This window comes from Pseudonocardia oceanicola (assembly GCF_047200735.1).
Classification (GTDB): domain Bacteria; phylum Actinomycetota; class Actinomycetes; order Mycobacteriales; family Pseudonocardiaceae; genus Pseudonocardia.
Map to the genome: position 1 here is coordinate 598,084 of NZ_JBJZON010000001.1, position 20,364 is coordinate 618,447.

General features: G+C 75.9%; 17 protein-coding genes. 9 read left to right on the forward strand and 8 right to left on the reverse strand.

Annotation, left to right across the window (positions count from 1 at the left end):
• Positions 1-24: 24 nt before the first annotated feature.
• The 4 genes from ACL02T_RS02815 to ACL02T_RS02830 all read right to left on the reverse strand — a co-directional run bounded on the left by ACL02T_RS02815 (position 25) and on the right by ACL02T_RS02830 (position 4,404).
• A complete protein-coding gene (locus ACL02T_RS02815) occupies positions 25-1,296 on the reverse strand; it encodes a geranylgeranyl reductase family protein (RefSeq protein ID WP_412829031.1) in 1,272 nt (423 codons plus the stop codon).
• A gap of 237 nt (positions 1,297-1,533) precedes the next feature.
• Positions 1,534-1,911, reverse strand: coding sequence for a hypothetical protein (locus ACL02T_RS02820; protein ID WP_412829032.1), 378 nt, complete (start codon positions 1,909-1,911; stop codon positions 1,534-1,536).
• Positions 1,912-2,037: 126 nt separating this feature from the next.
• Entirely contained in the window at positions 2,038-3,432 is a 1,395-nt protein-coding gene (locus ACL02T_RS02825; RefSeq protein ID WP_412829033.1) for an FAD-binding oxidoreductase, read from the reverse strand.
• Between the two features lie 381 nt (positions 3,433-3,813).
• The gene (locus ACL02T_RS02830) at positions 3,814-4,404 is read right to left on the reverse strand and encodes a TetR/AcrR family transcriptional regulator (RefSeq protein WP_412829034.1); all 591 of its coding nucleotides are present in this window, start codon (positions 4,402-4,404) and stop codon (positions 3,814-3,816) included.
• 138 nt (positions 4,405-4,542) lie between these two features.
• Between ACL02T_RS02830 and ACL02T_RS02835 the strand changes: the two genes are divergently transcribed.
• From ACL02T_RS02835 to ACL02T_RS02860, 6 genes are all read left to right on the forward strand, one after another.
• Positions 4,543-5,748 (forward strand): MFS transporter, encoded by a 1,206-nt coding sequence (locus ACL02T_RS02835; protein WP_412829035.1) that lies wholly within the window; start codon positions 4,543-4,545, stop codon positions 5,746-5,748.
• Between the two features lie 141 nt (positions 5,749-5,889).
• A complete protein-coding gene (locus ACL02T_RS02840; RefSeq protein WP_412829036.1) occupies positions 5,890-6,294 on the forward strand; it encodes a VOC family protein in 405 nt (134 codons plus the stop codon).
• A 136-nt stretch (positions 6,295-6,430) separates the two neighbouring features.
• Complete coding sequence (locus ACL02T_RS02845) at positions 6,431-6,913, forward strand: MarR family winged helix-turn-helix transcriptional regulator (RefSeq protein ID WP_412829037.1); 483 nt, start codon at positions 6,431-6,433, stop codon at positions 6,911-6,913.
• 183 nt (positions 6,914-7,096) lie between these two features.
• A complete protein-coding gene (locus ACL02T_RS02850) occupies positions 7,097-7,291 on the forward strand; it encodes a hypothetical protein (RefSeq protein ID WP_412829038.1) in 195 nt (64 codons plus the stop codon).
• A 568-nt stretch (positions 7,292-7,859) separates the two neighbouring features.
• Positions 7,860-8,900 carry a hypothetical protein gene (locus tag ACL02T_RS02855; protein ID WP_412829039.1) on the forward strand — a complete coding sequence of 347 codons (1,041 nt, stop codon included), beginning with the start codon at positions 7,860-7,862 and terminating at the stop codon, positions 8,898-8,900.
• A gap of 78 nt (positions 8,901-8,978) precedes the next feature.
• The gene (locus ACL02T_RS02860; RefSeq protein WP_412829040.1) at positions 8,979-10,385 is read left to right on the forward strand and encodes an alanine--tRNA ligase-related protein; all 1,407 of its coding nucleotides are present in this window, start codon (positions 8,979-8,981) and stop codon (positions 10,383-10,385) included.
• A 343-nt stretch (positions 10,386-10,728) separates the two neighbouring features.
• Here the strand turns inward: ACL02T_RS02860 and ACL02T_RS02865 are convergent, their stop codons facing one another.
• Entirely contained in the window at positions 10,729-13,092 is a 2,364-nt protein-coding gene (locus ACL02T_RS02865; RefSeq protein WP_412829041.1) for a bifunctional lysylphosphatidylglycerol flippase/synthetase MprF, read from the reverse strand.
• On the reverse strand, positions 13,089-14,378 hold the full coding sequence (locus ACL02T_RS02870) for an alpha/beta hydrolase (RefSeq protein WP_412829042.1): 1,290 nt from the start codon (positions 14,376-14,378) through the stop codon (positions 13,089-13,091). Before ACL02T_RS02870 ends, ACL02T_RS02865 begins: the two co-directional genes overlap by 4 nt.
• 268 nt (positions 14,379-14,646) lie before the next feature.
• On the opposite strand from ACL02T_RS02870, the gene ACL02T_RS02875 reads away from it, so the two are divergent.
• From ACL02T_RS02875 to ACL02T_RS02885, 3 genes are all read left to right on the forward strand, one after another.
• Positions 14,647-15,846: a baeRF2 domain-containing protein gene (locus ACL02T_RS02875; RefSeq protein ID WP_412829043.1), complete on the forward strand. Its 1,200-nt coding sequence runs from the start codon at positions 14,647-14,649 to the stop codon at positions 15,844-15,846.
• A 381-nt stretch (positions 15,847-16,227) separates the two neighbouring features.
• The gene (locus ACL02T_RS02880; protein ID WP_412829044.1) at positions 16,228-16,737 is read left to right on the forward strand and encodes a PRC-barrel domain-containing protein; all 510 of its coding nucleotides are present in this window, start codon (positions 16,228-16,230) and stop codon (positions 16,735-16,737) included.
• Between the two features lie 192 nt (positions 16,738-16,929).
• Complete coding sequence (locus ACL02T_RS02885; RefSeq protein ID WP_412829045.1) at positions 16,930-18,168, forward strand: glycosyltransferase; 1,239 nt, start codon at positions 16,930-16,932, stop codon at positions 18,166-18,168.
• Between the two features lie 154 nt (positions 18,169-18,322).
• On the opposite strand, the gene ACL02T_RS02890 is transcribed toward ACL02T_RS02885, so the two are convergent.
• Together ACL02T_RS02890 and ACL02T_RS02895 are read right to left on the reverse strand one after the other, a co-directional pair.
• Positions 18,323-19,810, reverse strand: coding sequence for an ATP-binding SpoIIE family protein phosphatase (locus ACL02T_RS02890; RefSeq protein WP_412829046.1), 1,488 nt, complete (start codon positions 19,808-19,810; stop codon positions 18,323-18,325).
• Positions 19,807-20,250: a hypothetical protein gene (locus ACL02T_RS02895; protein ID WP_412829047.1), complete on the reverse strand. Its 444-nt coding sequence runs from the start codon at positions 20,248-20,250 to the stop codon at positions 19,807-19,809. The genes ACL02T_RS02890 and ACL02T_RS02895 overlap by 4 nt, the downstream gene beginning before the upstream one ends.
• Positions 20,251-20,364 lie beyond the last annotated feature (114 nt).

Below are 20,364 nucleotides of genomic sequence, written 5' to 3' on the forward strand. Positions count from 1 at the left end.
CGACCCGGCGACCCGAGGAGCAGGCTAGCCCCGGAGATCGGCCGCGGGGAACGGCCGGCGCTCGTCGAACCGCAGCGACAGCCGGCCCGCCGCGCGCCAGGCCCGGGCGACCAGGTCCGTGTCCTCGTCGGTCACCAGGTTTCCCATGACCCGCAGCGCGACCCGCATCAGCGGGGTCGAGCGCATTCCGACCGGGCCCGCGAGCGGCAGCAGCCGCGGGATCGTCAGCAGTCCGGCGAGCCGGCGCGCGATCGAGAATGCCTGGCCGTAGTGCCGGCGCAGGGTGGCCGGCCAGGCCGGGTCGAGGTCCTTGTCCGTCGCCATGAGCTCGGCCACCAGCCGCCCGGTCTCCAGGCCGTAGTCGATGCCCTCGCCGTTGAGCGGGTTGACGCAGCCCGCGGCGTCGCCGATCAGCGCCCAGTTCGGGCCGCCCACCCCGGACACCGCCCCGCCCATGGGCAGCAGCGCGGAGCGGACCAGCCGCACCGGCCCGTCGAGCTGCCAGTCCTCGCGGCGCAGGGTCGCGTAGTGCTCGATGAGCGATCTGAGCTGGACGCCGGCGGGCCGCTTGTCGGTCGCGAGGGTGCCGACGCCGATGTTGACCTCGCCGGTGTGCAGCGGGAACACCCAGCCGTACCCCGCGAGGACCTCGTTCTGCGTGCCCCGCAGCTCCAGGTGGGAGGAGATCCAGGGGTCGTCGTGCCGGCCGGAGCGGATGTAGCCGCGGGCCGCCACCCCGTAGGCGGTGTCCTTGTGCCACTCCCGGCCGAGCACCCGCCCGAGCGTCGAGCGGGCCCCGTCGGCGACGACCAGGCGCTCGCAGCGGATCGTGGCGCTCCCGCCCTCGGCCAGCGCGAACGTGACACCGCAGACCCGCTCGCCGTCGCGCTCCACCCCGACGGCCTTCGCGCCCTGCACCGGCACGGCGCCGGCCTCGAGGGCGACCTCGCGGATCCGCGCGTCGAGCTCGGTGCGGGCGACCGCGCTGCCCTCCGACGGCAGCGACCCGCCGGGCCAGGCCAGCAGCAGCTCCTGCCCGAACCCCGCGGCCCGCAGGCCCCGGTTCGCGCCGTGCCCGCGCACCCAGGTGCCCAGCCCGAGCCGGTCCAGCTCCGCCACGGCGCGCGGGGTGAGCCCGTCCCCGCAGGTCTTGTCCCGCGGGAAGACCGCGGCGTCGGCCAGGACGACGTCCAGCCCCTGCCGGGCGGCCCAGGCGGCGGCCGCGGATCCCGCCGGTCCGGCCCCGACGACGAGCAGGTCGGTGGACCCGGGGACGGGGCTGGGATCAGGCGCCATGCCACCAGTGTGACAAGGGGAGATCGGCAGGGCCTCCGCGGGCGGACGCGGTGACGAAGGGCAGGACGACGGCGACGGCGGCGCCCCGGGACGACCCCCGGCGACGACCCGCACGACCAGGCCGGCGGGCACCGCGATCAGCGGGGTGCCGAGGCCGCCCGACCACAGCCGGCCGGCATCGGCGGCGGAACCGCCCGGACCCCGTCGTCGGCAGTGGGCGACGACGGGGTGGACCGGTCAGGTCACGTAGGGCTCCCGGTTCGGGTCGGGTGTCCCGGTGGCCCGCCGCAGCTGCACGCTGGTCCAGGCGAAGACCCCGACGCAGCCCAGCGCGACGACGGCGAACACGATCGCGGGGATCAGCGCGCCGTCCATCAGGAAGACCACCGTGACCAGCACGCAGAGCAGGAACGCCAGCACCGAGATGCCCCGGTGCAGCTTGAGCGCGCTCTGCCCGTCGTGCGAGCCGCTGCCGGAGTTGGGGCCGCCGATCCCGAGGACCGGACGGCCCCGGATGGGTGTCCGCGCGGCGGGCACGTCGGGTGGGGAGGCCGCTTCGGGGTCCTTGCCGTGCGTCCGGTGACCTACGGCGCGTTCGTCGCTCGGTGTGGCCATGCGCCACTGTACCCGGTTCCGGGGGGATCGATTCACGTCCGCCGCAGCTCACACCCGGGTCCGGACAGGACGCCCGCGGAACCGGGGGAGAGGCTCCTCCGGCCCTGCGGGGCGCCGTGGCGTCGATCAGCCGATGACCACGTTGGTCGCGAACACACCGGTCGGGTCGAACCGCCGGGCGGTCGCGAGCAGCCGGGCGCGGTCGGCGGCGGACCACAGGGCCCCGACGCGCGCCGGTCCGGCCTGGCCGAGGAGGTTGACGAGCCCCCCGCACACCCACGGCCCGACGCTGTCGACCACCGCGGCGGCCGACGCGACGACCACCTCCACGGGCGGGCCGGCGAGCACCCCGACGGTGAAGACGCTGAACGCGGCGTCGCGCCCGGTGACCGCGTTGGGCACCTCGGGCCCGCGCGCGATCGCGCCGCCGAGCAGCCGGATCTCCACCATCGCCAGCGGGACCCCGGCCTGCGGACCGGCGACGGCGAGGAGCGCGTCGACGGCCTCGGCGGGCAGCTCGGCCACCGCGGTGCCGCGGTCCCACATCGGCATCGGCTCGGTCGGGTCCCGGTGCACCGCGTCGATCGCGGGGTAGGGCATCTCCGCGACGCCGTCGAGCACCGGCTCGGCCACGGCCCGCATCGGCGCGAGCAGCGCGGCGCCCTCCTCGGCCGGGCCGAGGTGGGTGAACCGGACGGCGACGACGAACCGCCCGCGCACCGGCTCCGGCAGCGCGGGGTCCGGCGGGGTGCGCAGCATCGCGACCGACGTGGTGGCGTCCTCGGGCAGGCCGGGGGCCCACTCGCGCCAGGCGTGCAGGACGGCCGCCGCGTCGCGGGCGCCGAAGAACAGGGCGCCGCCGAAGAAGCGTGCGACCGGGACCAGGTCGAACTCCAGCTCGGTGACGATCCCGAAGTTGCCCTTGCCGCCCCGCACGGCCCAGAACAGGTCCGCGTCGGGGCCCTGGCTGTTCTCCGACACCTCCCGGACGGTCCCGTCGGCGGTGACGATCGTGAACCTCCGGACGTGGTCGGCGGCGAAGCCGTACCGGCGGGCCAGCGGGCCGAGGCCGCCACCGGTGGTGTAGCCGACCACCCCGACGTGCGACGACGAGCCGTTGAGCGGGGCGAGCCCGTACGGCGCGGCGGCGTCGATCACCGCGCGCCACCGCACCCCGGCACCCACGACCGCGCGGCGGCGCAGCGGGTCGATCCGCACGTCGTCCATCCGCGTCGTCGTGACCAGGACCGTGCCGAACAGCTCGCCGGTGAGCCCGTGCCCGGTGGCCTGGACGGCGACCTTGCGACCGGTGGCGGCGGCGTGGCGGACGGCCGCGGCCACGTCGGCCGTGCTCGTCGCGCCCACCACGACGGCGGCGGCCGGGGTGTAGGCGACGTTGAAGCCGGCGACCTCCTCCGCGAACCCGGCCTCCCCGGGCTGCAGGACGGGTCCGGCGACGGCGGCGGCGAGGGCCGCGAGGTCGGCGGGGCGGGCGGCGTCGAGGGGGGTGCCGGTCGTCATCGGGGTCTCCCGGGATGTCGGGCCGCGGGGGAGCGGCGCGGTGGTCGGCGCGGTGTTCTGCGCGGTGGTCGGTCGGACACCGGAAGCGGTGCTCGGCCCGGTGACCGAAGACTCCCGCCGGGCGGGGTCCCGCGACGACCGCGCCACCGGGCCTTCCCGGGTGTGGCCAGCACCCCTCGGACGGTGCGGGTGCCCGGCTCGGCCGGATGCGCGGGCGGGAGGAACCGCAGGCCCGGCAGCCGCGGCACGGGGCGCCCGAGCGAGCGCCTGCGGCAGCCGCGCCGCTGCCGCGCCGACGTCCGCGTCCCGAGCCGGGCGGACGGCTACTCGATCTCCTCAGCGCAGCCGACGGAGCAGGTCGCCCCGGTCGGCGCGCCCGCGTCAGGTGGGCAGCAGCAGCTCGACGAGCCCCCGGGCCCAGTCCGGTGAACCGGGCTCGCCGGTGAAGACCGCCCGGTAGTACAGCGGCCCGAGCAGCGCGTCGGCGGCGCGCTCGACCGTCGGGACCGCGCCGCCCCGCGCCTGCTCGCGGTCGAGCATCGCCGCGAGCTGCTCCTCCCGGTCACCGCGGCAGGCACAGGCGCCCGGCTCGCCGCCCGCGCCGAGCGTGGCGCGCATCAGGGCGAGGACGTCCGGGTCGGCGAGGTCGGTCGCGACGTCGGCCGCCCAGCGCTGCAGGTCCTCGCGCAGGGACCCGGTGTCGGGCACGACGACGTCGCCGGAGAACCGGCTGCTCGCGACGTCGGCCAGCAGCTCGCCGACGGAGCCCCACCGGCGGTAGAGGGTGGTCGCGTGCACGCCCGCGCGGGCGGCCACGGCGGGGATCGTCAGGCCGCCGCCGATCTCCTCGGCGAGCAGCTCCTCGACGGCCCGGTGGACGGCCGCCCGCACGCGGGCCGAGCGGCCCCCGGGGCGGGACCCGGCGGCCGCACCCGGGCCCCCGGGGCGCGTGACCGGTGTGGAGGCAGCCATGCCGGCGAGTATGGCACCGATCGCTGCGACAAGCTAACGCAGTGATCTGTGCGTTCATGCTACGGTCGTCGGAGTTAACGCACAGATCGTTGCACACCTTGCGAGGCGAGCATGTCGGTCAGGACGGACGGAGCGGCCGTGGGCACGCGGCTGCGGGGGCCGTACTTCGCGGCGGTCGCCGCGATCGTGGTGCTGTTCCTGGCGGCGTCGAGCGCGCCGTCCCCGCTCTACGTCGTCTACCAGCAGCTGTGGGGCTTCACCCCGACCGTGCTCACGGTGGTCTTCGCCGTGTACGTGGTCGGGTTGCTCGCGGCGCTGCTGATCGTGGGCGGGCTGTCCGACCACGTGGGCCGCCGCCCGGTCCTCCTGGGCGCGATCCTGGTGGAGATCGTCGCGCTCGTCCTGTTCGTGCTGGCGGGGGACGTGGTCGTGCTCTCGGTCGCGCGCCTCCTGCAGGGGATCGCCACCGGCGCCGCGATGACGACGCTCGGCGCGGCGCTGGTCGACCTGGAGTCCCCGAGCGCGCGGGGCCGGGCGGGTGTGGTGAACTCCGTCGCCCCGACGAGCGGGCTCGCGCTGGGCGCGCTGGGCTGCGGTGCGCTCGTCGAGTTCGGGCCCGCCCCGACCCGGTTCGTCTACGCACTGCTGCTGGCCGGGATGGCGCTGGCGGCGGTGGTCGTCGCACTGATGCCCGAGACCGCGACCCGCAGCCCGGGTGCGCTGGCCTCGTTGCGCCCGAAGGTGGGTGTGCCGGCGCGACTGCGGGCCGAGGTGGTGCCGGTGGTGCCGGTGATGATCGCCAGCTGGGTGCTCGGCGGGCTGTACCTCTCGCTGGGTCCGTCGGTCACGGCCGGGCTGTTCGACCTGCGCAACCACCTGGTGGGCGGGTTCGTGGTGACGCTGCTGTGCGGCATCGGCTCGGCCACCGCGTTCCTGCTGCGCCGCCGCCCGGCGGTGCGCCTGCTGGCCCCCGCCGCCGCGTTGCTCGGCCTGGGCACCCTGGTGACGCTGGGCGGCGTGACGGCCGGGCTCGTCGCCGTCGCCGCGCTCGGCACCGTGATCGCGGGCGTCGGGTTCGGGGCGGCGGCGCTGGCGACCTTCGGGACGTTCGCCCGGATCGCCGCGCCGCACGAGCGCGGGGCGCTGTTCGCCGTCGCGTACGTGATCTCCTACCTCGCCTTCAGCGTCCCCGCGGTGGCGGCGGGGTTCGCCGGCACCGCGTTCGGCCTGCGGGTCACCGCCGAGGTCTACGCGCTGGTCATCGTGGCGCTCACCGCCACCGCCCTGGTCCTGCGGCTGGCGCTGGCCCGGGCCGCCCGCCGGGCGGCCCCGGCCTGCTCCTGACTCCTCCCCGCCGGTCGGTCCCTGCCGGTCGGTCCCCGCCGGTCGATCCCCGAGCGGGAGGGAACCGTCCGCAGGAAGGACGCCCGCGGTGGCGCACCCTGGGATGCTCGGGAGCGATCATCGCCGATCGAGGAGGTCGTCATGGCCCAGTTCCCGCCGCTCGCCCACGCCGCCGTCACGGTGACCGACCTCGAGCGGAGCACCCGCTGGTACTCCACCCTGTTCGGGTCCGATCCCGTGCTCGACGAGGACGAGACGACCGGGGGCTTCCACCACACCGTCTTCGCCCTGGGCGGCGGTCATCTCTTCGGGTTGCACACCCACCCGGGCAGCGAGCCCGGCGGCGCCTTCGACGAGCGCCGGACCGGTCTGGACCACGTCGCCTTCGCCTGCGCCGACCGGGCCGAGCTGGAGCGCTGGGTGGCCCGGCTCGACGAGCTCGGGATCCGGCACGGCGGGATCGTCGACGCCCACTACGGCTCCGGAGTGTCCTTCCGCGACCCCGACAACATCGCGCTGGAGTTCTTCGCCCCGCCCGCGGGCTGAGACGGGTTCCCAGCGGTCGACGCTCCGGTCGGTACCGCGGGTCGGGCCGAGACGGCTCGGCCGCCGGGTGATCGAGGATGCGGGCCGCGGTTCCGCACGGAACCGGGCCGTGTGACAGCGCTGTGATATCAGCGCTGTGGCGTCTCCCGACCCGACGCTCGAGAGCTGGTTGCGGCCGCTCAAGGACCTGCTCGCGACGATGGACGCCGCGATCGCGGAGCTCTACGCGGAGCACGGGGTCCGGGGAGTGCGCACCCGGTTCGGCATGGCGCTGATCCGGCTGCAGCACCTCGGCCCGATGCCGCTCAAGGAGCTGGCGGCGCAGATCGACGTCACGCACTCGGCGATGAGCCAGACCGTCACCGAGATGCGCAGGGCCGGGCTGGTCGAGACCACGCCCGGCGCCGACGCCCGCACCCGCCAGGTCGCGCTGACCGGGCGGGGGAGCGCGCTCGTGCCTTTCCTGGAAGCGGAGTGGCGGGCCACCGAGGCGGCGTTCGCCGAGCTCGACGTGGCCCTGCCGTACCCGATGACCCGGGTGATCTCCGACGCCGCCGCCGCTCTGCGCGAGCGGCCCTTCCTCGACCGCATCCGGGCCCATCTGCCCGAGGACCGGTGAGCGCGTTCGACCGGGTCCTCGACACCCGCCCGCTGCGCGGACACCCCGGCTTCCGGCGGCTCTGGATCGGGTCGACGGCGTCGGCCTTCAGCGGGCAGGTCGCCGTGGTGGCCGTGCTCGCCCAGGTCTGGGAGCTGACGGCGAGTCCGGCGCTCGTCGGCGTGGTCGGGCTCCGCGACGGGTGTGCCGATCGCCGCGCTCGGCACGCTCGGCGGCACCCTGGCCGACGTCCGGGACCGGCACCGCCTGGTCCTGCTCACCAGCGCCGCGGCGGCCGCCGTCGGGGACGCTGATCCAGCTCGCGGTCGTGCCGGATCCATGATCACCGGACGGGACCGGATGCGGCCGTCCGCGGCCGTGGTCGGTCCTTGTCGGTGATCACAGGTCACGGGGCGGTGAGTGACCTGCTCGGACGTCCGCCGATGGGGTGTCGCGCCCGGCCGTCGATCGCTACCGTCGTCGCGCACACGGCCCGCAGGCCGAGGGAGGTGCGATGACGGCGACGACGGAGCCGGGGGACTCCGGTCCTGAGCGCGTCGAGCCGGCCTCGTCCGCGTCTCACGACGTCGCCGCGCCGACGGCGGGCCCCACATCGGCGGGCCCCACATCGGCGGGCCCCACATCGGCGGGCCCCACATCGGCGGGCCCGACCTCGGCGGCGGGCCCCACATCGATGGTGGGGCCCACATCGGCGGCGGGCCTCACATCGGCGGTGGGCCCGACCTCGGCGGCGGGCTCCACCTCCGCGGTGGGGCCCGGGGCGGTGGGTCCTGGGTCGGCGACGGGCTCCGGGGCGACGGTGAATCCCGCATCGACGGCCGGCCCCACACCGACAGCCGCACCCCCGCCCCCTCCGGGTCCCGCCCCCGCAGCGGCCGTGCCGGGAGCCTGTGTCGTGCTCCCCGACGACCCACCCGGAACGGCTGCCACCCTCCGCCGCGGTCCGGTGGTGCGGCCCGACGCGGTGCGGAGTGTGCGGCTGCTGGCGGTGGCGTTCGGTGTGACCGTGGTGGTGACGCGGCTGTACCTGGCGCTCACCGGCTACCCGCAGATCGGCGGCGGCGAGTACCACCTCGCCCACGCCCTGTGGGGCGGGCTACTCCTGCTCGCCGGCGGTGTGGTGGCGGTGCTGTGGAGCAACCGCTGGGTGCACCCGGCGACCGCGGTCTGCGTCGGTGTCGGGTCGGGGCTGTTCGTCGACGAGGTCGGCAAGTTCATCACCCGTCGCAACGACTACTTCACCCCACTCGCCGCACCCATCATCTACAGCACGTTCCTGGCCGTGCTCGGCGTGGTGGTGCTGGCCCGCCGCGTGCCGCGCGGCCGCCCCCGCGAGCTGGCCCATGCCGCGGCCGCCCGGTTGAAGGATCTGGCCGACGGCCCGCTGCGGCCGAGCACGCGCACCGCGCTCCTCCGCGATCTCGACGCGTTGGGCGGTCAGCGCACCCGCCCCGACCTGGCCGCCTTCGCCGACGCCGTGCGCCCGGTGATCGAGGCCGCGCCCGTCGAGGCGCCCTCGGACCGCGTCGGGAGGGTGCGGACCGCGCTGGTCCGGCTCGAGCACGTGCTCCTCCCGCGCTGGGCCCACCGGCTGCTGCTGGCGGCGGGCGCGGCCGTGCTCGGCCTGCTCTCGCTGGTCGGCCTCGCCGTGCTGATCGCGCTGCTCAGCGCTTCGCCGGACGTGCAGATCGTGCTCGACGACCGGACCGTCGCCCCGGGCACCCGGCCGCCGGCCCTCGTCGTCGCCTCGGCGGGGGAGGCCGTGGTCGGCGTCCTGCTCGTCCTGGCCGCCCTCGCCCTGCTGGTCGGCCGGGACCGGGCCGGGACGACGCTCTGCCGGGCCGGTCTGGTGATCGCGTTGGCCGGGGTGAACGTGGCCCTCGGCTACCTCGACGCGGAACTCGTGGTGGTCGCCGTGGTGGTGGAACTGCTCCTCCTGGTGGCCGCGACCCGCTACCGAACGCGTTTCCTGCGCGACCACGAGTGACATTTCCGCGTCGCCGCGTGAGCCGTTACCTCATTCTGGCCTTATGGTGCCGATGATCGGCCTGGCAGGGTCGGCGGAATGGACGCACAGGACATCCGCCGGTCGTTCCTGGACATGCTCGCCCAGGACCGCCACGCCGTGGTGACGCGCGCACCGATCGTCCTGCGCGACGACCCCACCACCCTGTTCACCGGGTCGGGGATGCAGCCGCTGCTGCCCTACCTGCTCGGCGCGGACAACCCGCAGGGCCCCCGACTCGTCGACGTCCAGCCCTGCCTGCGGGCCCAGGACATGGACGAGGTCGGCGACAACCGGCACACCACCTTCTTCGAGATGCTCGGCAACTGGAGCCTCGGCGACTACGGGAAGGCCGAGCAGATCTCGCGGGTGTTCCATTTCCTGGTCGACGTCGTGGGCCTCGACCCGGACCGGCTCTACGTGACGTGTTTCCTCGGCGATCCCGAGCACGGCATCCCGCGCGACGAGGAGAGCGCGCAGATCTGGGAGCGGCTGTTCGCCGAGCGCGGCATCGAGTGCCGGCGCATCGACCTCGACACCGAGGAGTACGGCAACGAGCACGGCAGCCGGGGCGCGCGGATCGCGTTCTACGGCCACAAGAACTGGTGGAGCCGGTTCGGCGGGCCGGACGAGATGCCGGTCGGCGACCCCGGCGGCCCCGACTCCGAGGTCTTCTACCACTTCCCGCAGGTCGAGCACGACACCCGTTACGGCCGGTTCCCGCACCAGAACTCCGACGGCGGGCAGTACATGGAGATCGGCAACTCGGTCTTCATGATCTACCGCAGGACCGGGACCGGCGGCATCGCCGAGCTGCCCCGGCACAACGTCGACTTCGGCGGCGGGCTGGAGCGGATCGCGGCGGCCTCGATCGACAGCCCGGACGTCTACCGGGTCAGCCTGCTGTGGCCGATCGTCGAGAAGCTGCAGGAGCTCTCCGGGAAGTCCTACGACGGCGGCGCCCCCGAGGTCGTGCACGCCATGCGCGTCGTGGCCGACCATCTCCGCGGCGCGGCGTTCCTCGCCGCGGACGGGGTGAAGCCGGGCAACTCCAAGCAGGGATACGTGATGCGCCGGCTCGTCCGACGGGCGCTGCGCTTCGGGCTGGACCTGGAGCTCACCGCAGGCGTCGCCGTGGACGTCGTCCCGATCATCGCCACGCTGTTCGCCGACGTCTACCCCGAGGTGGCCGAGCAGGAGGCACAGATCGTCGCCGTGCTGCAGAAGGAGGAGAAGCAGTTCGCCCGGACCCTGCGCAAGGGTCTGTCGATGCTGCGCCGGCTCCACCGGCAGGGCGAGATCGTGACGGGCGCGCACCTGTTCGAACTGCACGACACGTTCGGCATGCCGATCGAGCTGAGCCTGGAGGAGGCGGGCCGCAGGGGCTACCCGCTGGCCGAGGACTGGCGGTACACGTTCGACTCGCTGATGGACGCCCAGCGGGACCGGTCGCGCGCCGCGGTCTGACCCCGGCGGCCCGGTTCGCACGGATCATCGGTACATGTCCGTGTGGAAGCTGGTCGCGTCGGCCTCCGCGTACGGGTCCACAGGGGGCCGGCGCCGGCCGAGGAGCAGCCGGCCACGTCCGCCGAACTGAGGGACGCCCGGGACACGGACGGGGGCCGATCGCGCGCGGCGATCGGCCCCCGTCCGGACGGTGGTGGAGGACACAGGAATTGAACCTGACAGGGCGCCCCAGGTGCGCATCCCCCGTGCGGGAAGAAAGGTAGCGCACCCCTTTCTTCCGCCACAAGACCCGTTTCGCCGGAACCATCGACAACGACGAGGAAACGAGATTCCGGCGGTCTCCTCAGTGGCCCTCCGGCTCCTTGCCGCCCGCGGAGAAACCCGCCGCGATCAGCTGTCGAGGCGTGGCGTCGGGCAGATACGCCCGGGTGAGCGCGATTCCGATACGGGGGAGATCCGCCTCGTCACGGAATGCGAGGTGCACGGGTTCGTAGCGCGGCGAGAACTTGGCCTTGAACGCGTGCAGCGACCGGAAGCCGTAGAACGGTTCGAGCGCCCCGCCGAGTTTGTCGAGCAGCCGGTCGGTGCGGTCGAGATCCGTCGACCCCTCGCCCCGGGCCAGCGGCGCCCCCGACAGGGAGACGAACTCGTAGCCCTCCTGGCCGAAGGCGAGGCAGGCCGACGCGATCATGAACTCCATGGCCGAGCGGAACCCGTCCGTCCGCCGCCGCATGACGTCCAGGGTCCAGCCGCGGACCCGGCCACCCTCGGCGTAGACCGGGAGCCAGGAGGTCACGCCGTGGATGCTGCCGCCGGCGTCGATCGCCAGCCCGACCTTCACCGCGGGGTCGAGCGCCTCGTCGACCCCGCCGAGGGTGAAGCCCATCTCGGGCAGCCCCTTGTCGCCCACCCACTCCTCGGAGATCGCGCGCACCTGGGCGAGGACGGCGAAGGACTCCTCGGCGAGCGTGACGATCCGGAACTCGATGCCCTCCCGCTTCGCCTTGTTCAGCGCGGTGCGGACGGCCTGCCACTTCTTGCCCGTGAAGGCGAGCCCGGGCAGGTCGATGAGCGTGTCCTCGGCGATCTGCACCGTCCGCCAGCCCGCGGACCGTGCCGCCTCGGCCGCGGTGTCGGTGACGGAGAACAGGCACGGGGTGAGACCACCCCGTTCGGCGTCCTCGGTGAACTCGGTGACCGCCGCGGCGATCGTGCCGGGCGGGGCGACCGGGTCGGCCAGGGCGAGCGCGATCCCCGCGTGCCGCTGGTAGCCGACGTACCCGCGCCCGTCGCGCAGGAAGTAGAAGTGCATCTCCGGCCACAGCGTCATCCAGGACATCGTCGAGCCGCCCACGGACTGCAGCAGGGTGCGGGCCCGCTCGAGCGCGTCGCCCTCGCTCGCGGCCAGTCCGCCCGGGAGCCGGCGCCGGATCGGGACCCGGAAGGCCCGCCGGTTCGACAGCAGGACCACCAGTACGGCGATCCAGAGCACCCCGGTGCCCAACGTGATCGCCTCGTCGGTCACCACCCCGCCCGCGACGAGGATGACGACGGCGGCCACCGCCACCAGCGCGTTGAGCCCGCCCAGGACCACGGTGACCCACCAGGCCCACCGCTTGCCGAGCCGCAGCGCGTTGGCGACGATCCCGACGACCACGACGTCGATCAGCACGTCGAGCAGCGAGGTCGCGGCCCCGCCCGTCGCGCCGAAGGGTCCGGCGCCGGGGAAGAGCAGCACCACGAGTTCGGTCAGGGCGATCGCGAGGAGCCCGGCGAAGGCCAGCAGCCGGGTCTCTCGCCGGGTGCGCGGCCCGAAGCCCGGTTCCACCCCGAACAGGCGCTGGCCCACCGCGAACCCGACCGCGACGGCGAGGAGGTGGGCGACGTCGGACAGGGTGCCCTCGAACAGGAAGGCCACCAGGACGTAGAAGCCGAGCAGGGCCCGGATCCGTAGCCGCCAGGGGGAGTGGAGCGCCGCGGTGGTGACCGCGAGGACGGTGAGGGCGCCGGTCGTGAACCCGGCGTCGCGCACGGTCGCGAGGTGCACGGCCCACGGCCACGACGTGTGCGACAGCGCCCAGACGAGCAGGGACGCCAGCAGCACCCCGCCGATCTCCCCGACCAGGGCCGTGACCGCGACGACCCTCGTTCCCATCCGGATCTCGCAGGCACCCACGACGACCGCGAACAGCAGCAGCCCGCTGACGTACTGGCCGGGCGTGATGGCGAAGAACCAGCCGGTGAACAGCGTCCAGAGCCGGCCCTCCTGCAGGGCGGGCACGCCGTAGGCGACCTGCGGGAACCACCCCTCCTGCCAGAGCGGCCGCCAGATCGTGCGCCCGACGAGCCCGACGACCACGGTCACCGCGATCACCGCGATCGTGAACGGGATCCGGTGCCAGGCCTGGGGCAGCGCGGCGGTCAGCCGGGAGGCCCACACCTCGAACGGTGCCGTCCGCCCGGCGGCCGCCGGCAGGGGCGCCGACGCGGACCGGGCGGCCTCCGCGGTCACCGGGCCGGCCGGGGGCGGGCCGGGCGCCTTCGCCGCACGCGGCGGACCACCGGCCTCCCGCTCCGCCCGCTCGGCCGTCGGCGGGGCGGGCTCGGCGGCGTCGGGCGCGGACGGGGCGGGGTCGGTGGCGTCGGGCGCGGACGGGACGGGGTCGGCGGGAGGTCCGCCGGACGTCCCCACCCCCGCCGGGCTCACGACCCGGTCCCCGCCGTCAGCCCCAGCCTCGGGCCCAGGAAGCCCAGGGCCGGCGGGAGCGACGCGTGCGGCACCGCCCACGAGTGCCCCTGACCCGGCACGACCTGCGTCCGGACGGTCATCCCGGCCCGCTGCGCCGCCGTCGAGACCTCGGTCTGCCATGTCCCCACCTCCTGTTCGTCCCCGCCGCAGGCGAAGTAGGCCCACACGCCCGGGTACGTCCGCTGCGCCAGCAGGGTCAGCGGCGTCAGCGCGTCGAACGCCGCGGTGTCGCCGTGGAAGGCGATCTGGACGGTCTGTGTGCGGTCGGCGCTGATCGCGGGCTCGCGCTCGCCCGCCATGTCGACGACGTTCGGGTACAGGTCCGGGTGCCGGGTGGCCATCTGCAACGCGCAGGTGCCGCCGAAGGACCAGCCGCCGAAGGCCCAGTGCGCGTGGTCGGAGTCGATCCCGAGCGTGGCCTCGATCCACCGCGGCACGTCGACCGACAGGTAGGTGTCGGCCTTCGCGATGTCCGAGTCCATGCACATCGTGTTGTTCCCGTCCGCCCCGTTCGGGTCGACGACGACGGTCACCGGCGCCAGCCCGCCGTGCTGCCGGGCCACGTCGTCCATCAGCGCCTGTAGCCTGCCCCCGACCACCCAGTCCTGGGGACCCCCCGGTTGGCCGGCGACGAGCACGAGGACCGGCAGCAGCGGCGGGTTCGGGGAGTTGTAGGCGGCCGGGAGGTAGAGCTGCGCGTCGCGGCCGGTGAACCCGCTGACCGTGCCGGGGATCGGCGCGCTCTCGATGCTCGACGGCGCGGTGGCCGGGCCCCGCCAGCGGGAGGCGACCGGGGTGGTCATGGGCCGGGACGGGGCGCCGTGCCCGCCGGTGAAGGAGCGCTCGTCCCCGGTCCCGGCCAGGGCGGCGACGGTCGGGTACTGCTCGTAGTAGACGTTGACCTGTGCGGCGGCGCCGACGAGCACCAGCAGCCCGCACCCGAGCGCGAGGACCTTCCGGCCGGGCCGGGTGCCGACCAGGGAGCCCAGCGCGAGCACGAGGCCGCCGAGGCCGATCGCGATCCAGATCAGCACCTGCCGCGGCAGCGGCTCGGGCAGGAGGTCCAGCCCGTCGACCACGAGCGGGTTCAGCCCGACGAGGACCAGCGCCGCGACGAGGACGGCGACGACGGCGGTGCCGGCCGCACCGCGCCCCCAGCGGGTGAGCAGGCCGAACATCGCCACCCCGGCGAGGACCAGCAACGCCACCGGCAGCCAGCCGTCGACGAGCGAGAGACCGCCCACCTCGCTCCTCCCGGCGCCCGGCTGACCACGACCCGGTTCACGCTCCGCTGGTCGTTGTCGGACTCGTCACGTCCGCGCAGGTCGTTACGGTCCCGGGTGGCGCGGACCCGCCGGGACCGGACATCACCCGCCCGGGTGCAGGAGCCCGCTGTCGGGGCCCTCCCGCGAGCGGCCCGCCGTTTCGCACCGGGTCCACCGGGTATCGCCGCTCCCGACCGTGTCCGTCCTCGACGGGGCCCGCGGACGCGGGCCCGGAACGGAGGAACCCGTGCGACTCGACTGGCTGCGCGACGCCTGCGCCGCGCCCGGCCCTTTCGCGACCGTGCTGCTCGACGTCACCCACGACACCGAGGACGCGGCGCGCCAGGACGAGCTCCGGCGGCGCGGTGTGCGCGAGGAGCTGTCGGGGCAGGGCGCGCCGGGGTCCGTCGTCGACGCCGTCGACGCCGCGCTGGCGGAGGCGCCACCGCCCGAGGGGACCGGCGGGAGGGTGCTCGTCGCGGCCGACAAGGGCGTCCTGGTCGACGCCGTGCTGCCGGCGCCGCCCCGGACCTCCGTCAGCACCTGGTCCGCGCTGCCCGACCTGGCCGCGGTCACCGAGGCCGTGCGCGAGGAGGTGCCGGTGGTCGTCGTCCGGATCGACGAGACCGGTGGTGAGGTGCTCGCCCCGGGCGACGCGGAGCCCGAGGAGGTCGGCGGGCGCGACCACCCCGTGCACAAGGTCCGGGCCGGCGGGCTCTCGCACCTGAACATGCAGGAGCGGGTCGAGGAGACCTGGCGGGAGAACACCGCCGAGGTCGCCGGCCGGGTGGACGCGCGGGTGCGCGCCTCCGGGGCGCGCGTGCTCGTGGTCCTCGGCGACTCCCCGGCGCGCTCCCGGCTCGTCGACGCCCTGCCGGAACGGTCCGCGAAGATCGTCGCGGAGGTCGAGCACACCGCCGGCGCCACCCCGGTCGACGTGCCGGACACCGTGGCCGCCGCGGTCGAGGACGTCCTCGACGCGGAGCGCCGGCAGGCCTGGGAGCACTACCGGCAGCTGGCCGGACGCCCGGACGGGCAGGCCGTGACCGGGCTGGCCGACGTCGTCGCCGCCCTGCGCGCGGAGGCCGTCGACACGTTGTTCCTCGACCCCGCCACGCTCACCGACGCCGCGGTGTGGGTGGGCGGCGAGCCGACGCAGCTCGGCGTGCAGCGCGAGGAGCTCGAGGCGCTCAACGTCGGCGACCCGCAGGAGGTGCCCGGGGTGCCTGCGGTGATCCGCGCCGTCGCGTGCCAGAGCGGCCAGCTCGTCCGGCTCGACGACCCGGCCGTGGTGCGGGGCAAGGACCGGCTCGACGACGCCCGCATCGCCGAGGAGCAGGCCGAGGCGGCCGCGGACGCGGCGGGGGAGGAGGCCCCCGAGCGGGGCCTGTTCGCGGACGGTGCGCTGACCGACGGGCTGGGCGCCACCCTGCGCTTCCCCATCTGACGGCACCCCGTCGGAGCCACGACGCACCCCGGTGGGACCGGAGGTGGGTCGTGGCTCCTACTTGTCCGCGGTGCGCCGGGCCGTGGGCGCGGGCCGGTGCACCGCAGGCTCGTCCGCGACGGGCTCGTACCCACCCTGCACCCCGTCGGCCCTGCACCCCGTCGGTCCTGCACCCCGTCGGTCCTGCACACCGTCGGTCCTGCACACCGTCGGCCCTGCACACCGTCGGCCCTGCGATTCCCGACCGGGGAGCCGGTCGGCGAGGACACGGCGCGGCACACCGCGTGTGAGGGCCGGCACGGGGAGTGTGCGGGGTCGGGTGGTGGGCATCCCGCTCGTGCCGACCGGGAGGACCGGACGGCCGGACCCGAGGAGGAGACCATGGCGGACCTCGACGATCCCGCCCGCGTGCAGGGGCTGACGGTGCGGGACCGGGACGGCGCCGAGCTCGGCACGGTCGACGCCGTCTACGTCGACGACGAGACGCAGAAGCCGGAGTGGGTCGTGCTCACCGGCGGCCTGTCGCACTCCCGGCACGCCGCGCTGCCGCTGGCCGACGCCGTGCTCGAGGACGGCGCGGTGCACGTGCCCTACGACGCCGAGCAGCTGCGGACCGCCCCGGAGGTGCCCGAGGGGACGCTCAGCCCCCGGACCGAGGCCGCGCTCTTCGATCACTACGGCGTGCCGCACGGCGGCCCGACCGAGACGGCGCAGGTCGACGAGCCGCGCCCGCGCCCCTCCGGCCGGCACGGCGCGGGGCGGCACGAGCGGGTCGAGGACGACCGCGTCGAGCGCGACCACGTGGCCGCGGGGGCCGACGGCTTCGACGACCCCGGCGCACCCGACACCGCGTCCGGGGGCGACGCCGTCCCGGGCGTCCGCGGCGGCTGACGGCCCGCTGCCCCCAGCCTGCTGCTCCGAACCCGCTCCCCGCATCCCTCCGAGTGGGCGCACCGTGCCTTACGGCCACCTTTCCGTCCGCCCTTGCGTTGGCGCGTGGCAGCACTGGTCCGTACGGTCCGGGGCGTAGTAACGGGTGCGACCCGACGTCGCGGCCGCACGACGTCGACGAGGGGAGCCGCGGTGCACGTCGCCATAGTCTGTGACCGGTGCAGCCCCCTGGCGGGCCCCGGCCGACCAGGTCACAGCGGCCTGGGCGAGCACCTGACGGAGCTGGGCACGGGCCTGGCCGAGGCGGGGCACGAGGTCACCGTCCTCGCCCGCCGGGACTCGCCCCACCAGGACGCCGTGGCCCGCCCGCGCGAGGGGCTGGAGGTCCGGCACCTCGACGCGGGACCGGCCGTCCCCCTCCCCGAGGACCGTCTGGTCACCCATGTGCCGGTCCTGGCCGAGGAGCTGGAGCGGCGGTGGCGGGCCACGCCGCCCGACGTGGTGCACGCGTACTCGTGGACCGCCGGGCTCGCGGCCGCGGCCGCCGCCCGCGAACTGCGCCTGCCGCTGGTGGTCACCCTGCCCGGGGTGGGCGGGCGACCGGTCGACCCGTCCGTCGACAGCCGGGGCCGCGCGTCGGCCGAACACGTGCTCGTCGGGCGCGCCGACCGGGTGCTGGCCTGCGGGGAGGACGACGTGTTCGGCCTCGTCCGGCTCGGCGCCCGTCGCTCCGCGGTCCGCGTGGTGCCCTACGGCGTCGACACGACGTTCTTCCAGCCGGACGGGCCGGTGCTCCGCCGCGGGGAGCACCCGCGGCTGCTGGCCGTGGCGGGGCTCGACGTCGAGGCCGGCGTGCAGGACACGATCCGCGCGCTGCGCACCGTCCCGGACGCCGAGCTGCTGGTGGCGGGCGGGCCGCCGACGGACGACCCGGAGGTCGACTTCACCCGGGACCGCGAGCTGGCCCGGTTGCACACCGTCGCCCGCGAGGCCCGGGTCGAGCGCCGCGTCCGTTTCCTCGGCGCGGTACGCCGGGAGTCCCTGCCGGCGCTGATCCGCTCCGCCGACGCGTTGGTCCATGTGCCGCACCGGACCGGCTTCGGCATGGTCGCGCTGGAGGCCATGGCGTGCGGTCGCGCGGTCGTCGCCTCGGCCGTCGGCGCGCTGGCGGAGACGGTCGTCGACCAGGTCACCGGGGTGCTCGTCCCGCCCCGCCGGCCCGACACCCTGGCGCACGCCCTGCGCGGGCTGCTCCGGGAGGGCGCGGTGCCGATGGCCTTCGGCATCGCGGGCCGGGACCGTGCGGTGTCCCGCTACGGGCGCGAGCGGATCGCCGCCGCCGTCGAGCAGGTCTACGCCGAGGCCGTGGAGAACCGCCGGGAGGCCCGTGCGGCGGGCCGGACCGACCGGGCGGCCGAGGGCAGCGCCTGATCCGGTCCGGGCCTGCTGTGGTGCGGGCCTGCTGTGGTGCGGGCCTGCTGTGGTGCGGGCCTGCTGTGGTGCGGGCCTGCTGTGGTGCGGGCCTGCTGTGGTGCGGGCCTGATCCGTCCGGGCCTGATCGGGTCCGGCGGCGACGGGCGCCGCGTCAGGCGCTGTCGGCCCGGTCGGTCAGCAGGTGGGCCAGGCCGGTCAGCTCCAGGACCGGACGCGCGGCGGCACCGGGCGGCGCCACCACGCGCAGGTCGGTCTCCGCGTCGAGCTGGTGCAGGAGCCGCACCCCCGCGCTGGCGAACAGCGTGGCGGCGGACAGGTCCAGCTCGCACGGCGCCCCCGACGCGGCCGCGGCGAGCAGCGCGGCCCGCAGGCTGGCCACGGCCGGCAGGTCCACGTCGCCGCGCACGAGCACCACGCCCGGTGCGTCGCCGCTGCGTACGGCGAACGCCTCCGGCACGGCCACGGGCCCCGGGCGCGGTGTCTCCCCCACGACGACCGGCCTGCCGACGGCCAGCAGCGCGGTGACCGTGGTGCCCCCCGGTCCCGGGTCCACGGCGAGGTCGTCACACAGGTCCCGGACGACGGCGAGCCCGAACCCGGGACCGTCGTCCCGGTCCGGGCCCCCCTCGTCCGTCTCCGCGGACCGCCAGGCGCCGTCGTCGGACACCGTGATCCGCAGGCCCTGCCCGGTGAGCTCGGCCCCCACCCGGATCTCCCCGGACCCGCCCTCGGGATACGCGTGCTCGATGGCGTTCGCGGCGAGCTCGGAGACCACCATCGGCGCCGCGACCACGGTCCGCGGCGCGACGCCCGCCGCCTCCAGCCACCGCGTGAGGCTCTCGCGCAACGGGCTCAGCGCGTGCGGGTCGACCGGCAGCACCAGCCGGAGCGGCTCGACGGGGACGACGGGCCGGTGCACGGCCAGCACGGCGACCCCGCCCCGGGGGGCGCGCGTGGCGAGCAGCGCGCAGAGGGCGGCCGGATCGTCCCGCGCGACGTCCGGGGCCACCGCGAGGCCGCGACCGGGCGCGCCGCCGCGTCCGCGGCCCTCGAGCAGCTCGTCCGAGTACAGGACGAGGGTCTCGCCCCGGGCGAGCCGGGCGGTCCCGGGCACCGGGGGCGCGGCCCCGACCCCCAGTGGCCCGTAGGCCTGGCCCGGCAGCGGCGTCATCCCGCCCGGGCCGCTGACCAGGGCCGGGGGATGGGCGCCGCGCGCGTGCTCGAGCTCCCCGTCCGGCCCGACGACCACCACGGTGAGCGCCGCGCCGTGCAGTGCCTCGTCGACGCTCGCGGCCCGGTCGACCTGTTCGAGGGCCTCGGTGAGCGTCGGCGCGGTGTGCAGCGCCTGGCGCAGGACGGTGCGCAGCCCGGTGACGGCGCCGGGCCGCGGCGCCGGACCCACGAGATCGCCGACGGCGAGCGCGAGCCGGCCGCCGGCCAGCGGCACCACGTCGAGCCAGTCGCCGGCGGGTGCGGCGCCGTCGCTCGAGGGGACGGTGGCGGGGCCGAGCGGGGCGGCGGGCACCCACAGTGCGGCGAGCCGCAGATCGGGCAGCAGGGGGAGCGTGGCGGGCAGGTGGGCCGGGGTCGCGTCGCCGGGACGGGCGGGGTCCCGCGCGGGGTCGGCCTCGGCGTTCACGTCGCTCCTCTCCGGCCGCCGCCGACCGGCCGCGGCACGCCCGGACGCGCCGGGTGCGCCGAGGATAGGGGTGGTGTCCCGGGGGCACGCGGCATACCCGTCGTCCGCTCCCCACGCGTCGGGATCGGGGGCAGGGCGAGGATGCGGCGGTGTTCCGCGAGCCGGTCGAGGGCCGCCGAGACCGTGTACGCCTCCGCCGGGCCGGCGATGCCCGGCTCGGCCTCGAACCGCTCCCGCCGCGTCCGCGGGTCCCCGCCGTCGGCCGCCGCCCACCGCAGGAACCGCTCGACCACCCGGACCTGCCGGCGACGCAGACCCTCGTGCGGCTCGCGGCTCGCCATCCAGGCGACGAGCGGCCCGAGCACGTCGGCCACGTCGGGCGACCCGGCGCGCCGGGGGCCCGGGGGCGGGTGTGCGGTGGGGACGGATCGGGCGGTCATCGCAGCTGCTCCCTCGGGGTCTTACCGGACACGTGTGTCGCGCCTCATACCCCGGTGCGCGGTGGCCATGCGCCCGGCACGAACTCGACCTGCGGCACCCGGCGGGCGCTTGTA

Coding starts and splice junctions, on each gene's coding strand:
- ACL02T_RS02825 (WP_412829033.1), bottom strand. CDS start 3,432: ATGACGACCGGCACCCCCCTCGACGCCGCCCGCCCCGCCGACCTCGCG.
- ACL02T_RS02860 (WP_412829040.1), top strand. CDS start 8,979: ATGGACGCACAGGACATCCGCCGGTCGTTCCTGGACATGCTCGCCCAG.
- ACL02T_RS02815 (WP_412829031.1), bottom strand. CDS start 1,296: ATGGCGCCTGATCCCAGCCCCGTCCCCGGGTCCACCGACCTGCTCGTC.
- ACL02T_RS02880 (WP_412829044.1), top strand. CDS start 16,228: ATGGCGGACCTCGACGATCCCGCCCGCGTGCAGGGGCTGACGGTGCGG.
- ACL02T_RS02830 (WP_412829034.1), bottom strand. CDS start 4,404: ATGGCTGCCTCCACACCGGTCACGCGCCCCGGGGGCCCGGGTGCGGCC.
- ACL02T_RS02820 (WP_412829032.1), bottom strand. CDS start 1,911: ATGGCCACACCGAGCGACGAACGCGCCGTAGGTCACCGGACGCACGGC.
- ACL02T_RS02840 (WP_412829036.1), top strand. CDS start 5,890: ATGGCCCAGTTCCCGCCGCTCGCCCACGCCGCCGTCACGGTGACCGAC.
- ACL02T_RS02895 (WP_412829047.1), bottom strand. CDS start 20,250: ATGACCGCCCGATCCGTCCCCACCGCACACCCGCCCCCGGGCCCCCGG.